General features: G+C 69.8%; 15 protein-coding genes and 1 pseudogene. 11 read left to right on the forward strand and 5 right to left on the reverse strand.

What is annotated here, in order from left to right; genetic code table 11:
* Positions 1 to 42: 42 nt before the first annotated feature.
* Together ABH927_RS06880 and ABH927_RS06885 are read right to left on the reverse strand one after the other, a co-directional pair.
* Positions 43 to 513, reverse strand: a complete 471-nt coding sequence (locus tag ABH927_RS06880; RefSeq protein WP_370019127.1) for a MarR family winged helix-turn-helix transcriptional regulator — start codon at positions 511 to 513, stop codon at positions 43 to 45.
* Between the two features lie 204 nt (positions 514 to 717).
* Complete coding sequence (locus tag ABH927_RS06885) at positions 718 to 1,848, reverse strand: sulfotransferase (RefSeq protein WP_370019129.1); 1,131 nt, start codon at positions 1,846 to 1,848, stop codon at positions 718 to 720.
* Positions 1,849 to 2,660: 812 nt separating this feature from the next.
* On the opposite strand from ABH927_RS06885, the gene ABH927_RS06890 reads away from it, so the two are divergent.
* Positions 2,661 to 3,149, forward strand: coding sequence for an NUDIX domain-containing protein (locus ABH927_RS06890; protein WP_370019131.1), 489 nt, complete (start codon positions 2,661 to 2,663; stop codon positions 3,147 to 3,149).
* 192 nt (positions 3,150 to 3,341) lie between these two features.
* A complete protein-coding gene (locus ABH927_RS06895; RefSeq protein ID WP_370019133.1) occupies positions 3,342 to 3,467 on the forward strand; it encodes a hypothetical protein in 126 nt (41 codons plus the stop codon).
* A 142-nt stretch (positions 3,468 to 3,609) separates the two neighbouring features.
* On the opposite strand, the gene ABH927_RS06900 is transcribed toward ABH927_RS06895, so the two are convergent.
* Entirely contained in the window at positions 3,610 to 9,069 is a 5,460-nt protein-coding gene (locus ABH927_RS06900; protein WP_370019135.1) for a carboxyl transferase domain-containing protein, read from the reverse strand.
* A gap of 356 nt (positions 9,070 to 9,425) precedes the next feature.
* Between ABH927_RS06900 and ABH927_RS06905 the strand changes: the two genes are divergently transcribed.
* Genes ABH927_RS06905 through ABH927_RS06925 form a run of 5 tightly spaced genes read left to right on the forward strand, consistent with a single transcriptional unit; the run spans position 9,426 to position 12,823 of the window.
* Complete coding sequence (locus ABH927_RS06905; protein ID WP_370019137.1) at positions 9,426 to 9,836, forward strand: molybdopterin-binding protein; 411 nt, start codon at positions 9,426 to 9,428, stop codon at positions 9,834 to 9,836.
* 26 nt (positions 9,837 to 9,862) lie between these two features.
* Complete coding sequence (gene modA / locus ABH927_RS06910; protein WP_370019139.1) at positions 9,863 to 10,663, forward strand: molybdate ABC transporter substrate-binding protein; 801 nt, start codon at positions 9,863 to 9,865, stop codon at positions 10,661 to 10,663.
* A gap of 5 nt (positions 10,664 to 10,668) precedes the next feature.
* The gene (locus tag ABH927_RS06915; protein WP_370019141.1) at positions 10,669 to 11,535 is read left to right on the forward strand and encodes an ABC transporter permease; all 867 of its coding nucleotides are present in this window, start codon (positions 10,669 to 10,671) and stop codon (positions 11,533 to 11,535) included.
* Positions 11,532 to 12,563: an ABC transporter ATP-binding protein gene (locus ABH927_RS06920; protein ID WP_370019675.1), complete on the forward strand. Its 1,032-nt coding sequence runs from the start codon at positions 11,532 to 11,534 to the stop codon at positions 12,561 to 12,563. Before ABH927_RS06915 ends, ABH927_RS06920 begins: the two co-directional genes overlap by 4 nt.
* Positions 12,560 to 12,823, forward strand: coding sequence for a hypothetical protein (locus ABH927_RS06925; protein WP_370019143.1), 264 nt, complete (start codon positions 12,560 to 12,562; stop codon positions 12,821 to 12,823). The genes ABH927_RS06920 and ABH927_RS06925 overlap by 4 nt, the downstream gene beginning before the upstream one ends.
* Here ABH927_RS06925 and ABH927_RS06930 read toward each other — a convergent pair.
* A complete protein-coding gene (locus ABH927_RS06930) occupies positions 12,820 to 13,149 on the reverse strand; it encodes a hypothetical protein (RefSeq protein ID WP_370019687.1) in 330 nt (109 codons plus the stop codon). The two genes, ABH927_RS06925 and ABH927_RS06930, sit on opposite strands and share 4 nt — an antisense overlap.
* Between ABH927_RS06930 and ABH927_RS06935 the strand changes: the two genes are divergently transcribed.
* Positions 13,090 to 13,209 (forward strand): pyridoxine 5'-phosphate oxidase C-terminal domain-containing protein, encoded by a 120-nt coding sequence (locus ABH927_RS06935; protein WP_370019676.1) that lies wholly within the window; start codon positions 13,090 to 13,092, stop codon positions 13,207 to 13,209. The two genes, ABH927_RS06930 and ABH927_RS06935, sit on opposite strands and share 60 nt — an antisense overlap.
* Here ABH927_RS06935 and ABH927_RS06940 read toward each other — a convergent pair.
* Positions 13,192 to 15,135, reverse strand: coding sequence for a glycoside hydrolase family 9 protein (locus ABH927_RS06940; RefSeq protein ID WP_370019145.1), 1,944 nt, complete (start codon positions 15,133 to 15,135; stop codon positions 13,192 to 13,194). The two genes, ABH927_RS06935 and ABH927_RS06940, sit on opposite strands and share 18 nt — an antisense overlap.
* A gap of 169 nt (positions 15,136 to 15,304) precedes the next feature.
* Here ABH927_RS06940 and ABH927_RS06945 point away from each other — a divergent pair, with 169 nt between their 5' ends.
* From ABH927_RS06945 to ABH927_RS06955, 3 genes and pseudogenes are all read left to right on the forward strand, one after another.
* A complete protein-coding gene (locus tag ABH927_RS06945; protein ID WP_370019147.1) occupies positions 15,305 to 16,198 on the forward strand; it encodes an SIS domain-containing protein in 894 nt (297 codons plus the stop codon).
* A gap of 175 nt (positions 16,199 to 16,373) precedes the next feature.
* A pseudogene (locus tag ABH927_RS06950) lies at positions 16,374 to 16,634 on the forward strand (PfkB family carbohydrate kinase); the annotation flags it as partial.
* A gap of 104 nt (positions 16,635 to 16,738) precedes the next feature.
* Positions 16,739 to 17,563, forward strand: coding sequence for a ketose-bisphosphate aldolase (locus ABH927_RS06955; protein WP_370019149.1), 825 nt, complete (start codon positions 16,739 to 16,741; stop codon positions 17,561 to 17,563).
* Positions 17,564 to 17,568: the final 5 nt, after the last annotated feature.

Genomic DNA, 17,568 nt, shown 5'->3' on the forward strand with positions numbered 1-17,568 from the left:
CGTCGCACTGCTCGACGAACGCCTCTCGTGGTCCCGTTCTCGTCAGGCCGACGGATTGCGCTCGGCCGGCAGGCCGTCGGCCGGCCGGATGCGCACGAGCAATTGCGCCATGTCCGGAAGATGAGCGGCGAGTTCGAAGGCGCTGTTGAGACTGTCCGCCAGGACCGCGCCGCCTTCGGCGACCAGTGCCCGGCCCTGGTCGGTGAGTTCGATCTGGGTGCCGCGCCGATCGTGCTCGCTGGTGCGGCGGGTCACCAGTCCACTGCGTTCGAGTCTCAGAGCGATCCGGCTCAGCGTCGACTGGCCCACCCCGACCGCCTCGGACAACTCCTGCATCCGCATGCTGCCGAGCCCCGACTGCTCCAATGTCATGATGGCGACGAAGTCGGAGAGGCAGACACCGAGTTGACGCGTGAGCCGGCGATCCAGAATCTGCGACACGTGATTGGAGAGCCGGGAAATCTGGAACCACAGCCGCACATCTTCGTCCTGCCGCCCGGACACCCTCTCCATGCTTCCGCCCTTCGAGTCCAGCGGCCGCCCGCGCGCCGGTGCGCGACCCACCATTACTGTATGACATGTATGTGCTCGCGCAAGCATTGAGTGCGGAACCTCATCCTCGTGCACCGCGGCCCAGACGGGAGGGCGGACGGCAGGCGGGTCGCGACGACCGCGTTTGATCTGTACCAGCCGCGGGCGTCGGAGGCACAGCCTCGTTCAGCCACGGACCTGCGCGCGACCGCGCCGATCCGTCTCGACACCCTCGCGGAAAATCTCCGGGAGCTCGCGGAGGGAGACGCCGAAATCGGCGATCCCGACCGGCGGCGAGCCGGCCCCGAAATCCTCGCAGACCTGCAGGATCCGCCGCTCGATTCCGGCGGGCAGCGGCGCCTCCAGGAAGCGGCACACCCGCCTGACCACCAGCATCGGGGTCTCCACCAGATCCGCATGATCGATGTCCAGGACCCGCACGCCTCCGGGGGATGCGGCGCGCCACTCCTCGGCAAGCAGGACGGCCCCCAGTTGACGAGCCCACTCGAACACCACGTCGCGTGGCCGCACCACGTTCGACCAAACGCGTCGGCGTGCCACAGTCACGGCCGAGAGCGCCGCCAGGGAATGGACCGGGTCGCCGTGCAACCGGATGACGCGAGCGGTCGGATAGCCGGCGATCAGCCCATCCAAGCGCCAGGCGTGGAACGGACTGGCCAGGATCGGGGTTCCGCCACCGATCCGTTCGAGAATCGCCGCCAGGGCGAAACGGTGGAAAGCATAGGCAGTGGCAGAGTCGTACGTCCATAGCCATTCGACGTAGGCGGGGATCCGATATTCCAGCGCCGCTCCCGGGCTGTGGAAGGCGTAGGCCAACAAAAGGTGATCACCGAAGCCGGAGCGCACGTGCCAGGGAAACAGGTCACTCGCCCGCTCCAGTTCCTCCTTGACATTCAGTATGGCACCGTGCGAAACAGGCCTAATCTGCTCCCATATCGACGGTATGTTGAACAAGAGGTGCTCGTTCAACAGCCGCTGCAAGCGGGACACGCCAGAGAAAGGCAGACCTGTGATGAAGACCGCGTTGTCACCGTATAACTGCCATTCCAAAGCCCCGTTCTCCACCAGTCGGCGTACCGCCAACTGGTTGGCCGTCGCCGCGACAAGGCGCCGGTGCGCCATCTCGGCCCCCAGGGGAGTGAGGTGCGACTCTTCCGTCAGCGAAGCGGTCAGATGCTCGTAGGCGGAAACGAAGCACAGGCCCAAGCAGTCCGTCGCATCGGCGAGCAGCCGGCTTTGGGCCAGCACCGCACCGAGATCGAACGGCGCGTCATCGGCCGTGGCGCTCGCGGGCACGGGCCGGTCATTGAGACAGGCACAGGATTCGATCCGCTCATATGTCACGCTCGCACTCGCGGGCCGCGAAAAGCATTCCCCATGCCGGTGATCCGCATTCACCGCCGCTCCCTCGCCGTCACGGCCCGGCCAGAGGCTTCTGGCAGACCGCACAGAAATCTTCGGGCAATCCGGTCGGACGAGCGGCGCCCCTCCAAGTCACCCCCCGGACGGCGCGGTACCGCAAGCCCCGCAACTCGCCATGAAAGACAAGGAAACTGACCCGCCCCCGGAAGGACGACACAACCATATCCGTTCGTGATCGACTCTTGTCAATATTTCTTAATATATGGCCACAAGAACAGCGATCGATGGCCGAAAGACACACTCGAGGCCTTTCCCCGGCGGCCTGAGGGAGCCGCCGGGGAAAGTACTATGGCGCCGGCCTCGCTCTTTCGCGATCTTCACGTGGTCGGTTGAGCCGTTGGCTGGGAGTCGATTTCGCCGCCGTGGTCAGCGCGTAGGCCCGGCTGTCGCGCCGGGCGTGTGGGGTTTCACGGGCCCACTGGTGTCTCCTGGTCGCCGGGGCGGGTCAACTAGTGCGAGCCCTGCTGCCCACACCGCCATCTCGACACACGGGGCATTACGCCGATGGTCATGGGTACGCGCTTGCTCGGTGGTCGCTCGCGTGTACGAGACCCGTAGACCACCTAATGGCTCTCACCCATCGCCATGACCTTCCTCTCGCAGGAAGGAACGACGAACCATCAAACGATCAATACGCCATCAGGTTGAGTAGGCCCAGTCACGAACCCCTCGTTAGTCTCACGGTCGTGACGATCAGGAACTCGCACTGCTCCTTCTGCGGTACGGCCTTCGCGCCCGGCCAGACCTGGCCGCGCACCTGCTCCGGCTGCGCGAACACCAGCTACCTGAACCCGCTGCCCGTCGCGGTGATGGTGCTACCGGTGGACGACGACCTGCTGGTGATCCGCCGCGACATCGAACCGCACCGTGGCGGGCTCGCCCTGCCCGGCGGCTTCATCGACATCGGCGAGTCCTGGCAGCAGGCGGCCGTCCGGGAACTCCACGAAGAGACAGGGATCGTCGTCGACGCAGACGATCTACGGCTCTTCAACGTCCTCAGCGCTCCTGACGGCACTGTGCTGATCTTCGCCTTGGGCCCGCGGACCAGCTCGGCCATCCTCCCTCCGATCGCATCCACGGCCGAAACATCGGAGTGGTCGCTGATCGACGGGCCACAGGAGCTCGCGTTCCCTCTGCATACCCGGATCGTCACGGAGTACTTCGGCTCGAAATGATCAACGGACGTTTCCGGCGCCAAGGGCTTGGTCATCACGCGGAATCGCCAGTCGGGGTGGATTCCTTCTCGGCAAGCCCGTGGCACGGATCCCGCTGACCCCGCAGCGGGTCCTCGCGCTCAGCCTGGACCAGGCCGGCGAGTCCGTAGGCCTGCGGCACATGCTCTTCTCCTGACCTACTTCATCCCCGGCATGATGAAGACGGTCCTCACCCTCCGCACCGGCAACGCCTGGGTTCACGTCTGGGCCTACCATGCGTTCGCTCCGCACACCCTCGCGGACACCGCGCACATCGTGAACGTCTTCGGCATCAAGTGACCACCCAAGGGCCGGCCAGGCCGTCGCGTGCCGCGTTGAGCCGGGTGCGCGCTACTGCCAGAGCCGTTACGCTACCGCGCCAAACCCCGACCCTACTCGGGGCCTGTCGTGGGCGGGGCTTGGGCGTCGGGTGGGTTTGGGGCTAACGCAGACGGGACTCGATGGCCTCGATGATGCGCGGGCGGAGTTCAGCGGCGCGGATGACGGCGTCGACGGAGCCGACCTCGACCGCGCGCTGGATGTTGTGCACGCGGTCGAACTCCGCGGCCACCTCGCCGAGCTTCTCCGCACGGACCGACGAGCGGAGCTCGTCGAGCTCCGCGATCAACGCGGCGCGGTCGGCGCCGGAGGCGGCCGTGACGTGGGCCTCCAGGTCTCGCACGCGCGGGTCCGCCGCGGTGCGGGCGTTGACGTCGCCGGAGAACACCACCGCGGCGGCGGGGGCGCCGCCGAGCACCGAGGCGAATGAGCCCTCCAGCGCGAGCACGGTCATGTTCGGGGTCAACGCCTTCGAGAACACCACGAACGCGCCGCCGTGATATCGCGAGATCACGCAGAACACAATGGGCCCGCGGAAGTTCACGATCGCGCGGCCGATCTCGGCGCCGTACTCCAGCTGCAGCTTCCGCATCGACTCCGGCGAGCCGTCGAAGCCCGACAGGTTCGCCAGCACCACCAGCGGCCGGTTGCCGCTGGCCGCGTTGATCGCCCGCGCGACCTTCTTCGACGACCGCGGGAACAGCGTGCCCGCGGTGTAGGTGTCCGGGCCGTCAGTGGGCGGGAAGCCGCGCCGCGGCACCGCCCGTGACTCGATGCCGAGCAGGCACACCGGCATGCCACCGAGATGCACGTCCTGAACCACCGCGGTCTCCGCGTCGGCCATGCCCGCCCAGCGTTCCAGCACCGGGTGGTCCTGGTCGGAGAGCGCCCGCATCACGGTCCGGATGTCGAACGGCTTCTTGCGGTCGGGGTTGGCCTCGGCGGAGAAGATCTCGCCGACGGTGGTGAAGTCGCTGCCCACCACGACATGCGGAAAGTCGGAGATGTCACGGTCGACGGGGTCGGTCGTCTTCGCCCGCCGCGGCGCCTCTTCGCCGGGTGCGACGTACGTGTGGTCGTAGTACGACATCAGCACGTTCCGCGCGGCGGCCAGGTTCGGTGCCCAGTACTGCGCCTGCCCGTTCGGGCCCATCACCCGGTCGTAGCCGCCGATGCCGAAGTTGTCCTCGGCCGACACGCCACCGGAGAAGTCGAGCGACTGCTTGCCGGTGAGCACCATCGCCGAGTCCGGCGTCATCACCAGGATGCCCTTGGTGTGCATGAGCATCGTCGCCTCGGCGTTCCAGTACGGCTGCGCGCCGACGTTGATGCCCGCGACGACGACGTTGATCTCGCCGCCGTCCTGGGTGAACTCGACGATCCGCTTGAGCGCCGAGGCCACCCAGTCCATGTTCTCCGTGCCCGACTCCATGGAGATCCGGGCGCCGGCGGACAGCGCGTACCACTCCAGCGGCACCCGCATCCGCTCGGCCAGGTCCAGCGCGGCGATCACACGGCGGCACTCCGGCTCCGACACCGCGCCGAGCGACTTCGTCGGGTCGCCGAGCAGCACGACCCTGGTGACGCCCTGTGGGTGCCGCCGGGTTCGCGTGGTGACCACGCCCGCGACGATCGCCGCGGTGTTGCGCCCCTTCGGCCGGTCGACCGGCACCAGCGCGTGGTCGTCGTCGAGGTCGTGCTCGACGAAGTCGCCGAGCAGGCCGGTCAGCTCATACGGGTACACCGTGTTGCGGCTGCTCGCGCGCAGCACCTTCTGCCGGTAGTCGTCGAGCGGCTCGACCGGCTCGACCGACGGCTCGCCGATGGTCAGCTCGGTGCCGCCGGTGGCGTCGAAGGAGAAGCGCACGGCGATCTTGGTCAGCTCGCCGGTCTTCCGGTTGCGCTGCCGCGCGATGAACAGGATCTCCTCCAGCCCGGCGCCCGCGGTCGTCGGCAGCACGCGCCCGGCGATCATCTTCAGCTCCGCGCGGGTGATGTCGCTCGGCGGCCAGATGTAGACCACGATCCGGTTGGTGTTGAGGCGTTTGTTCGACGGTCGCCGCGACTGCGCGCGGCGGATCGAGTCGAGGCAGATGGCGATGGTGTCCTCGGCCGTCGGCAGCGCGACCAGCCTGCCGTCGTGCTCGCGCAGCTCGGTCAGGTCGCGCACCTGTGCGAACGCGACGAGGCGGTCGTCCGACGGGTTCTCCCGCGCCACGCACTGGAAGAGGTAGACCTCCTCGTCCGACGACGGCAGCCGGGTGAGGTCGAACTTGCTCAGCCGCTCCAGTTGCATCCGCTGCGCGATGTACGGGTGCAGGCCGCGGATCAGCCGCTCCTCGGTCATTCCAATGGTCGACGGGCGGAACGTGAAGTGGTGGTGCATCACCGCGCCACCGCTGCCCGCGACGGCGACGGTGAGTCTGCGCACCTGGTTCGGCAGCGGGTGCGCGCTGACGACCTCCTGCAGCGCGGCCGCCATCGCGTCGGAGTCCTCCGGCTGCCTCTCCCACGCGAGATAGATGTCGGCGTCGATGGCATCCTCGCCGCCCGTCAGCTCCGCGAGCCCGCGCAGCGCGCTGCCCAGCGCTTTGAAGCTCACCGCGGAGGAGACCACGCACGAGCCCGCGCGCTCGGCGACCACGAAAGTGCAGCCCGCGACCTCGCTGGTGCGGACGCCGGTGAGACCCTTGTTGCCGTAGTACCGCCGGGTCAGCACTTCCAGCATGACCACGTTGTCCAGGTCGCCGCGAACAAGCCGCTGGCCGAGCAGCCGCACCAGCGGCTCGGTGCTGCGCACCATCTCGGCGATACGCTCGGCGCGGTCCGGCGCGTCCGGGTGCGCGTCCAGGTGGCGCAGGTGCTTGCGGACGTCGGCGTAGACGCGGGCGCGGTTGCGACGCAGCAGCGGCTGGCCGAACCAGGCGAACACCACGCCGCGCGCGAGGTCGGAGACCACGGGGAAGCGGACCTGCGTCGCGGCCACCAGCCGCTCCAGCGCGAGCCCGGCGGGCTCGCGCAGCGTCTCGTCCGGCAGCGGCTCCCGCAGCCACGCGCGCAGCAACGTCGCGACGACCGTGGCGTCGGCGGACGCGCGTTGCTGGGCGAGGAAGATCCGGAACACCGCGGCTTCGAGCTCGGGGGAGCGCTCCAGCTCGGTGACACCGTAGTTCCGGAGCGCCTTGGCCAGCTTGGCCCGGAACGCCTCCGGCAGCCCGGCCCGCTCGACGTCGAGGCTCTGCAGGTAGGTGTGGAAGTACTCGCGGGCGCTGTACACGTGGCCGTCACCGCCGCCGTCCTCGCCCGTCGGCCGGTTGCGGCTCAGCTCGGCGAGGTCGGCGAACACCTCGACGAGTTCGAGCTCCCCGGCCAGCGGCGGGTGGCCGTCCTCGGTGGCCGCCCGCCGCGCGGCGAGGTAGTCGTCGAGCACCCGGCGTTCGTCGTGCGGGTCGACGTCGAAGCCCAGCAGCAGGCTGCGCAGGTCCTCCTGGCCGCGCGTAGTGCGCTCCCCCGCCGGGATCGTCCCGGGCGCGGCGGGCAGGTCCAGCTCGACGGACTCGGCGGCCGAGGTGTCCTCGGCTTCGGCGCCGGCGAGCGCCTCCAGTCGCAGCAGCGGTGCACCGGTCTCCACCTGGCTGCCCACGGACACGACACATTCCTTCAGCCGTGCCTTGAACGGCGCCCGCAGCACCGTCTCCATCTTCATGCTCTCCAGCACCAGCACCGGAGCGCCGGCCTCGACCTCGGCACCGACCTCCAGCGGCGTGGCGACGACCAGCGCCGGCGCGGGCGAGCGGACGACGCCGCCCTCGTCGCGGCTGACCCGGTGCGTCACGCCGTCCACCTCCACCAGGTGGACCGGCCCGTGCGTGCCGGTGAGCAGGCGGTACCGGGCGCCGTTGACGATGATCTGCCCGGTATGCCGGTCGAAGCGGTCGAGTTCGACGTCGGCGGTGCGGACGTCGTCACCCGCTTCGACGCCGACGCGGAACCGATGCGCGCCGACCCGCGCGACGCGCACGCGGTAGCCGACGCCACGCAGCTTGAGGTCCAGCGGCCGGCCGCTCTCATGCTGCACCTGCGGGCGTCCGCCGAACGCCGTCGACAGCAGCCGCTCCCGCTCGACGCGTTCCTCCTCCTCGTACGCCTCGATGGCGGCGGCCGCCAGCGCGACGGCGGAGTGTCGCTGCGAGACGAGCCTGCCCTCGCCGCGGACGCGGTCGATCCAGCCGGTGTCCGCGCTGGCGTCGATCACCTCGGGCTGGTCGAGCAGGTCGAGCACGAAGCTCTTGTTCGTCGCGCCACCCTCGATGATCACCGTGGTCTGCGCCATCGCCCGGCGCAGCCTGCCGAGCGCCTCGTCGCGGTCGCGGCCGTAGGCGATGATCTTCGCGATCATCGAGTCGAAGTCCGCGGGGATGGTGTCGCCCTCGCTGACGCCGGTGTCCACGCGGATGCCCGGCCCGGCGGGCAGGTCCAGCCGCGCGATGCGGCCCGGAGAGGGCGCGAAGTCGCGGTCGGGGTCTTCGGCGTTCAGCCGGGCCTCGATGGCGTGCCCGCGCTCCACCGGCGGCTCGCCTTCGAGCCTGCCGCCGGATGCCACCCGCAGCTGCGCCTTGACCAGGTCGAACCCGGTGGTGGACTCGGTGATCGGGTGCTCGACCTGCAGGCGGGTGTTGACCTCGAGGAACGCGAACAGCTTGTCGACGGGGTGGTAGAGGAACTCGACGGTCGCCGCGCCGCGGTAACCGACCGCGACGGCCAGCCGTTCGGCCGACGCCTTGAGCTCGGCTGTCTGCACAGGGCTGAGCACCGGCGACGCCGACTCCTCGATGACCTTCTGGTTGCGCCGCTGCACCGAGCAGTCGCGGACGCCGAGCGCCCACGCGGTGCCCTCACCGTCCGCGATCACCTGGACCTCGACGTGCCGGGCACCGGTGACCAGGCGCTCCAGGAACACGATACCGCTGCCGAACGCCCTCGCGGCCTCCTGGCTGGTGCGCTCGTAGGCGTCGGCGAGCTCGGCCTCGTTCATGATCACGCGGATGCCGCGCCCGCCGCCGCCCGCGGTCGCCTTCAGCATCAGCGGGTAGCCGATCTCGGCCGCCGCCGCCAAGGCGGCGTCCAGGGTCTCGACCGCACCGCGGCTCCACGGCGCGACCGGCACGCCGGCCTCCTCGGCGATCAGCTTCGCACCGATCTTGTCGCCGAGCTTGCGCATGGCCTCCGCGCTCGGCCCGACGAAGGTGACTCCGACCTTCTCGCACAGCTCCGCGAACGCCGGGTCCTCTGCGACGAAGCCCCACCCGACCCACGCGGCGTCGGCCCTGGTCTCCACCAGCGCGCGCTCCAGCACCTTCAGGTCGAGGTACGGGCGCGCGGACGCGGGACCGAGATCGTAGGCGATGTCGGCCTCGCGCACGAACGTGGCGGTGCGGTCGACGTCGGTGTACAGGGCGACGGTTTCGATGGGTGTCGCGGTCTCCGCGGCCAGCTCCCGGACGGCGTGGATGAGCCGCATCGCGGCCTCACCACGGTTGACGATGACTATACGACTGAACACCCGGCCGAGCCCCTTCTGTTGACTGTGCGCGCCCTTCCCTTGCGGCGCCACCCTCGCGTCTGTACAGCCTTACCTCTACTGGCCGGTAGGGGAACGTCGCACAGGGAGCATGCCACGGCTCCGCAGTTGTGGAGAACGACCAAAACACGTATGCGCGAGCGCGCCGGGTGACCAACCGACTTGCCCCCTGATTTGCGCGACGCCCATGGCGAGGCGATCGCGAACGTCGAACTGGACGCGAGCGGGTTACGGTGTCTCAAATCTCGCACATGCGATGACATAAGAGTAGACGGTGCCGTTCTTGCGATGGGATAGGGCATTTGAGGCCAGCATCTGCGGCTGTAAAGTGGCGAACTGTGACGATGTTTCGAATCAGCGAAGCCGCCGCGCTGCTCGGGGTCAGCGCCGACACCGTACGCCGGTGGGTGGATACGGGCCGCCTGCCGGCGCAGCGGGACGGCAACGGTCACCGGATTCTGGCCGGAGCGGACCTGGCCGCGTTCGCCCGATCCCAGATCGAGACCGACAGTGGTTACGGGAGTTCCTCGGCTCGCAACCGCTTCCGCGGGATCGTGACCGAGGTGGTCAAAGACGCGGTGATGGCCCAGGTGGAGATCGCCGCGGGACCGTTCCGGGTGGTGTCGCTGATGAGCCGCCAGGCGGCCGATGAGCTGGGCCTGGAGGCGGGGGTGGTGGCGATCGCCGTGATCAAGTCCACCAACGTCGTCGTGGAGTCCCTCGATCACGCTCGCGTCGCGAGTCATTAAGTCGCGAGTCATTAAGGAGTACATCGATGCTCAGTCGTCTTACCCGATGGGCTGTCGCAGCCCCCGCCGCCCTGATCTTAGTGCTGGGCGCGGCGGCCTGCGGCTCCCCCGAATCTACGTCGGCCGCGCCCGGCTCAGGTTCCCCCGCCGCCCAGGCGAAGACGCTGACGGTCTTCGCCGCAGCGTCGCTGACCGGCACGTTCACCGATCTGGGCAAGACCTTCGAAGCCGCTCACCCCGGCACGAGCGTGAAGTTCAACTTCGGCTCCAGCGCCACGCTGGCCCAGCAGATCACCCAGGGCGCCCCGGCCGACGTGTTCGCCGCAGCCAGCCCCGCCACGATGAAGACCGTCACCGACGCCTCCCTGGCAGCCGCGCCGACGACGTTCGTACGCAACAAGCTCCAGATCGCCGTGCCGCCCGACAACCCGGCCAAGGTGGATGAGTTGAAGGACCTGGCCGACCCCAAGGTCAAGGTCGCCCTGTGCGCGGCGCAGGTGCCGTGCGGCGCGGCGGCGGTCAAAGCCTTGGACGCCGCCGGGCTCAAAGTCACCCCGGTCACCTACGAACAAGACGTCAAGGCCACCCTCACCAAGGTCGAACTCGGCGAGGTGGACGCCGCCCTGGTCTACAAGACCGACGTGCTGGCCGCCGCCGGCAAGGTGACCGGCATCGTCTTTCCCGAGGCCGACAAGGCGATCAACGACTACCCGATCGCGGCCCTGTCCAAGGCTTCCGCGCCGGATCTGGCCAAGCAGTTCGTCGACCTCGTGCTGTCGCAGCAGGGCAAGGACGTCCTGACCAAGGCCGGGTTCGAAGGTCCCTGACCGGTATGACACCTTCCACGGCATCACCCGGCCGGGACGACGCACAGCGCCGCCCCGGCCGGCCCCGTGGCAACGGCCGGGCGGGCGGCGTGGCGGGCCGTACCCCTTGGGCGCTGCTCCTGCCCGCTGTCTTCGGCATGGCCTTTCTGGTGCTGCCGCTGGCCGGACTGCTGATCCGCGCTCCCTGGCCCACCCTGGGCCGACGGCTCGCCGAGCCGCAGGTGCTGGAGGCGCTGCGCCTGTCGCTGGTGACGGCGACCATCGCGACGCTGGTCTGCCTGCTGCTCGGCGTGCCGCTGGCCTGGCTGCTGGCGCGGGCCGCCTTTCCCGGACGCCGGGTCGTACGTGCGTTGATCACCGTGCCCCTCGTGCTACCTCCGGTGGTGGGCGGCGTCGCACTGCTCCTCGTGCTGGGACGGCGCGGCCTGATCGGCCGGTGGCTGGAAGCCGCCTTCGGCATAACCCTGCCCTTCACCACCGCCGGGGTCGTGATCGCCGAGGCGTTCGTCGCCATGCCGTTCCTGGTCATCAGCGTCGAAGGGGCGCTACGCGCCGCTGACCTGCGCCTGGAGGAGGCAGCCGCGACACTCGGCGCCTCCCGCTGGACCATCTTCCGGCGCGTCACCCTGCCTCTGGTCGCCCCGGGCGTCATGGCCGGAGCCGTCCTGTGCTGGGCCCGCGCTCTGGGCGAGTTCGGCGCCACCATCACCTTCGCCGGCAACTTCCCCGGCCGGACCCAGACCATGCCGCTGGCCGTCTACCTGGCCCTGGAGACCGAACCCGAGGCCGCGATCGTGCTCAGCCTCCTGCTGTTCGCCGTCTCGGTCGTCATCCTGGCCAGCCTGCGCGACAGGTGGGTGACCAGCCCATGACCCTGCGCGCCCACCTGGTCGTCGAGCGGCCGCGTTTCCGCCTGGACATCGACCTCGCGGTCGCACCCGGCGAGGTCGTCGCCCTGCTCGGGCCCAACGGCGCCGGCAAGACCACCGCCCTGCGCGCCCTGGCCGGACTCATCGGCCTGTCCGGTGGCCGCATCGACTTGGACGGGATCCCGCTGCACACCCTCGCGACCGAGCACCGCCCCATCGGGATGGTCTTCCAGGACTACCTGCTCTTTCCGCACCTGTCCGCCCTGGACAACGTGGCCTTCGCCCCCCGCTGCCACGGCGCGTCCAAAGCCGACGCGCGCCGCGAGGCAGCGCGCTGGCTGGAGCGCGTCGGCCTTGCCGACTTCGCCGCGGCGAAACCCCGGCAACTGTCCGGTGGCCAAGCCCAGCGCGTCGCCCTGGCCCGGGCCCTGGCCGCAGACCCCCGCCTGCTGCTGCTCGATGAGCCGCTGGCCGCCCTGGACGCCCACACCCGGCTGGACATCCGCGGTCAACTGCGCCGTCACCTGGCCGACTTCGACGGCGCGACCGTCCTGGTCACCCACGACCCGCTGGACGCCATGGTCCTGGCCGATCGGTTGGTGGTCATCGAAAACGGCGCCGTCGTCCAGCAGGGCACCCCCGCGGAGGTCGCCCGCCGCCCGCGCACCGACTACGTGGCCCGCCTGGTGGGCCTCAACCTCCATCGCGGCGTCGCCGCCGGTCAGCAAGTCATGGTCGGCCAGATGCTCTTCAGCGTCGCCGAGCACCTCGAAGGGCCCGCGTTCGTCGCCTTCTCCCCCGCCGCGGTGGCCCTGTACCGGACCCGCCCCGACGGAACCCCGCGCAACCTCTGGCAGGCCCGCATCGAAGGCATCGAACGGCACGGCGACAACGTCCGCGTCCACCTGGACGGGCCGATCATCGCCTCAGCCGACATCACCCCCGCCGCCGTCGCCGATCTCGACCTGACCCCGGGCCAGCAGATCTGGGCCTCGGTCAAGGCGACCGAAACCCACGCCTACCCCGCATGAACAGCCCACCGCCCCACAACGCCATCTGCCTGGGCGGCCCCTGCCACGGCATGCTCACCCACATCGATCAGGACATCGGCATCGTCACCGTGCCGGTCCCAAGCCACTCACCCGAACATCCCGAAGATCCCGAAGACGCCGACGCGACCGCCCGCTACCGCGTCACCCGCGAACGCGTACATCACCCGTCCTGCGCCGAGCCGTTCATCGCCCTGCACTGGGCCGACCCGCCCGCCGAGAGCTGCCTTTGCGGACGCTAGCCGCGGGCACCCCACAGACGCGCGTCAGCGCAGATCCGGATCTCCACGATCCGGCTGATGTGCCGTCCCCCGCATCGGTCACCCGGCACCACCAGATGAGGCCCCTGCTCCTCCAGGTGGACACCGTCCATCCAGACACCCACCAGCACCTCCGCGTTGCCGAACTCCGGATCGATAAGCGTGCATGGCGCCCGGGTCGAACGCCTGGAACTGAAGCCCAGGCCCGCCTCGCCGCCCACCCCGACCTGGTCGCCCCCGGCTGGACCCTGTACGCGCTCACCGCCGACGACGTCGAGTTCTGGCAGGCCGACCGGCAACGCCGCCACACCCGGCTGCGCTACCAGCGGGACCTTGGAAGGAACCCGGTGTTACGACCTGGCGGCTAGTGCGAAGGCGAGGATCGCACTGGCAGCGAAGTCGTTCGCCGGCTCGACTGTCATCCACGCACCGCTGAAGTCGACGAATCGCGAGTTCCGGTTTCCGGTTCCGCTCGGGGCCTGGTACTTCTCGAACCTGTCGATCTTGTCGGCCGGGCACGGGTTGGCCTGGCCCTCATACCAGTCGAGATTCTGCTCCCGGGACGCGTTGTAGCTGTTGGGCCCGTTCACGACGGCGCCGCGCAGGATCTTCTTGTAGCCGTCCCCGGCGAGGTTGGCGACCTGGTGGTGCGGGCAGCGCGGGAACTCGCTCCCAGCCCCGATGACGAACGAGAGGCCCCAGGCGTTGGCGCCGAGGTTCCAGTCGCGGGCGGCGGTCGCGAGCGCGTCATAGCCGCGGTCGCCGCTCAGCGAGGAGTACAGCCGCGCCGTCGCCGCGACGCCGAAAGTGTTGGACACCACGTCGTAGTTGGAGTAGTTGCCCGCGGCCCGGAACGGGTCGGCGTTCGACCTTTTGAACGCCGGGTCCAGGCCCTTCGTCTTGATGTGGTTCAGCAACTCGGCCTGGGAGACGCGCAACCCGTCGATCGGGCCGTACGCTCGGACTGCCTTGACCAGCTCGGCGTCGGCGAACGATGACGTCTCATAGAGGTTGAGGACGCCGCCGCCCCCGGCGTCGATGTGGTCCTTGGCGTACCCCGCCGCGGCCCGCAACCAGTCGCCGGCCCTGGCGTCGCCGAGCATCCGCCCCGCGACGGCCAGCTCCGTGGCGCCGAGCGTCATGTCGTCACGCCAGCTGCTCTCGCCGTAGTAGTCGTGCGGAACGGTGGTGACCAGCGTTCCCGGGCTGGTGGTCTTGGCCAGTGCGAGCACGTCCGCGGCCTTGCCCAGCCACTGCCGCGCCTTGGCCTCGTCGTGCGCGGCCTCGGCCTGGGCCGCCATCGCGAACGTCGCCGCGACCCGTCCGGCGAGGTTCGGGCTGATGGGCTCGCCAGGCGGCGCGGCGCGGAAGACGGGCCGGTACTTCAGGAAGTAGCCGGCGTCGCCGGGCTTGACCTGCAGCGCGTCGTCCCGCTCCGGCAGGCGCCACACGTCGTGGTCGCCGGTGGCCACACCCTCGAGCCCGTCGCCGATGCCCACCTGGATGTAGAGGGTCTTGGACTTCCCGTCCCACATCTTGTCCAGCCAGGAGAGCCCGTGGTCGATCTCGCCGGCCAGCGTCTTGTCGGGTCGGTTCAGGTTGCTCTGCGCCGCCATCATCATCGGCAGCGCGTAGCTGGTGGTCTCGACGAACTTCAGGAAGTCGCCGGCGTCGAACCAGCCTCCTGCGACGTCGACCGTGGGCGCCCCCGGGATCGCCACCGGAGCGTGATTCATGCTGTCATCGCTGTACAGCCCGGCGCTCTCGTACACCGTCGCCTTGGCGTCGGTCAGATGCGAAGGCCTGCGGTGCAGTTTCCCGTTGACTGTGTCCGCGCCGTCTCGCTGCGTCTGGAAGAAAGTGGCCACGTCCCCGACGAGGCCGCCGAACAGATCCGCGGAGTCACCGATCCGGAAGGCGGGCGAGACGGGCCGTACTGCACCGGTGTTCACCTGGACGCGGAACTCACCCGACTGCCGGAAGGCGGTGAAGTCCAGCTCGTGCACGTACGGGAAGGTGGCGTTCCACCGGCCGAGGTTGGGGCCGACCGTACCGGTGAAAGCGGACTTCCCGGACTTCCCGATCACCGAAAAGGACGCCTGGGAGAGGTCGACATCGGACATCACGTAGGCGCGCTTGGCTTCTTGGGTGCCGTATCCAACCTGGTCGACACGCACATCCCCGTGCTCCTTGACGGGGGCTCCCGCCGCGGTCGAGGCGGTGGTCACAATGCCGGCCATGGCGATGGCCGCGGCGCACACCGTCGCCAAGGACCGGGAAACCGCGGCACCCATGGAACCCCCACTGATTGTTAGTAAACCTTCCTTACATATTTTTGGCAGCGTAGGCGCGCCATGGAGGGGCGTCAAGGGTCGGACCCGTCCCCTGCCCCTCCCCCTGCACAAAACTGTTCAATACTGCTATTAAAGATGCAGAAATGAACTCTCCCTCCTGGAGGCGGCAATGACGACCCACACCGAGGCTGAGATCGCCTCCCAGCCCGATTGCTGGCGCATGGCCCTCGCCCTCTCCACGCAGGCGCTCCCCTCCCCCGGCGAACGCGTCGCCGTGATCGGCTGCGGCACCTCGTGGTTCATCGCCCAGGCTTACGCGACGCTCCGCGAGCAGGCCGGCCACGGCGAGACCGACGCCTTCCCCGCCTCGGAGACCCCCCTCCACCGTCCCTACGACCGCGTTCTCGCCCTGACCAGATCCGGCACCACCACGGAGGTCCTCGACGTCCTCCGCCGCGCCAAGGCGCGACCCGCCGCGGCCGCCGCGCCAAGGACGACCGCCATCACCGCGGACCCGGACACCCCCGTCACCGGCCTCGCCGACGAGGTCGTCGTCCTCGACTTCGCCGACGAGAAGTCGGTCGTGCAGACCCGGTTCGCCACGACCCAGCTCGCCCTCCTGCGCGCCCACCTGGGCGAAGACCTCACCCAGGCCATCACTGACGCCGAGCACGCGCTCACCGTTCCCATCCCCGCAGAACTGGTCGCCGCCGAACAGCTCTCCTTCCTCGGCACCGGCTGGACGTACGGCCTGGCCCGCGAGGCCGCGCTGAAGATGCGCGAAGCGTCACGCTCCTGGACCGAGGCGTACCTCGCGATGGAGTACCGCCACGGCCCGATCAGCATCGCCGGGCCCAACCGAATCACCTGGATGCTCGGCACCGCCCCCGACGGGCTGCGCGACCAGGTCGAAGCCACCGGCGGCACGCTCCTGGAAACCACCCTCGACCCGATGGCCGAGCTCATCCGGATCCAACGCCTGGCGGTCGCCCGCGCCCACGCCGGCGGCCTCGACCCGGACCAGCCTCTTCACCTGACCAGATCCGTCATCCTCCCCGCGTGACAGTCCGCGTGACAGCCCGCGTGACGACCTGCCTGACGACCTGCCTGACGCCCACCCGCGTGACCCGCGCGGCGGACCCGCACGAGACAGCACACCTCGCCGTCCTCCGAACCGGCGCGACACGAAGGAACCCCGATGATGGACGCACCCCCCGTAGCCCTCCACGCCCGCTGACATGATCCTCACCGTCACACTCAACATCGCCCTCGACGTGACGTACCTGGTAGACGGCGTCGACTGGGACGGGGTTAACCGCGTCCGCGCCGTCCACCGCCGCGCGGGCGGCAAGGGCGTCAACGTCGCCCGCGTGCTCGCCGCTCTCGGCCACGAGGTCCTCACCACGGGCCTCGCCGGAGGACCTACCGGCGACGCCGTGCTCGCCGATCTCGCCCTGGCGGGCATCGCCGCCGCCTTCGCGCCGATCGCCGCCGAGTCCCGCACCACGCTCGTGGTCTCCAACCCCGGAACCGGCCCCGCCGCACCGGCGCCGGGCGGTACGGCCGGCGCGAACGCCCCATCCCCCGAACGGAGAAACCGCCCATGCCCCTCGTCGGCATCGACGACATCACCCGGAACGCGCCCGCGGGTGTCGGCGCGTTCAACGTCATCCTGCTGGAGCACGCGGAGGCCATCGTCTCGGGGGCGGAGGCCGCCGGGGCTCCCGTGGTCCTGCAGATCAGCGAGAACGCCGTCAGGTACCACGGCGCGCTGGCGCCGATCGCGGCGGCCTCACTCGCGGTCGCCCAGGCCGCGGCCGTGCCCGTGGCCGTGCACCTCGACCACGCCACCGACCGCGCGCTGGTCGAGGAGGCCGTACGGCTGGGGCTGGGCTCGGTGATGTTCGACGCCTCCGCCCTCGACGACGCGGCCAACGTGGCGGCGACCGCCGACGTGGCCGCCTGGTGCCACGAACGCGGCGTCTGGGTGGAGGCCGAGCTGGGCGAGATCGGCGGCAAGGACGGAGTGCACGCGCCCGGCGTCCGGACCAGACCGCACGAGGCCGCCGGCTACGTCACGCGGACGGGCGTCGACGCCCTCGCGGTGGCCGTCGGCAGCTCCCACGCCATGACCACCAGAGACGCCGCCCTCGACCTCGCCCTGATCGCCGAAATCCACGCCGCCGTTCCCGTGCCGCTCGTGCTCCACGGCTCCTCCGGCGTCCCGGACGAGACCATCCGCGCCGCCGTACGGCACGGCATGAAGAAGATCAACATCGCCACCCACCTCAACAAGGCCTTCACCGACGCCGTCCGCGACTACCTCGCGGTGAACCCCTCCGCGGTGGACTCACGGACCTACGTCAGACACGGCCGAGACGCCGTCGCCCGCGAGGTCACCCACCTCTTGGGCGTCCTCGCGGGCTGACGACG

Origin of the sequence: Planotetraspora sp. GP83 (assembly GCF_041262585.1) — a bacterium.
Taxonomy (GTDB): Bacteria; Actinomycetota; Actinomycetes; order Streptosporangiales; family Streptosporangiaceae; genus JAOEGB01.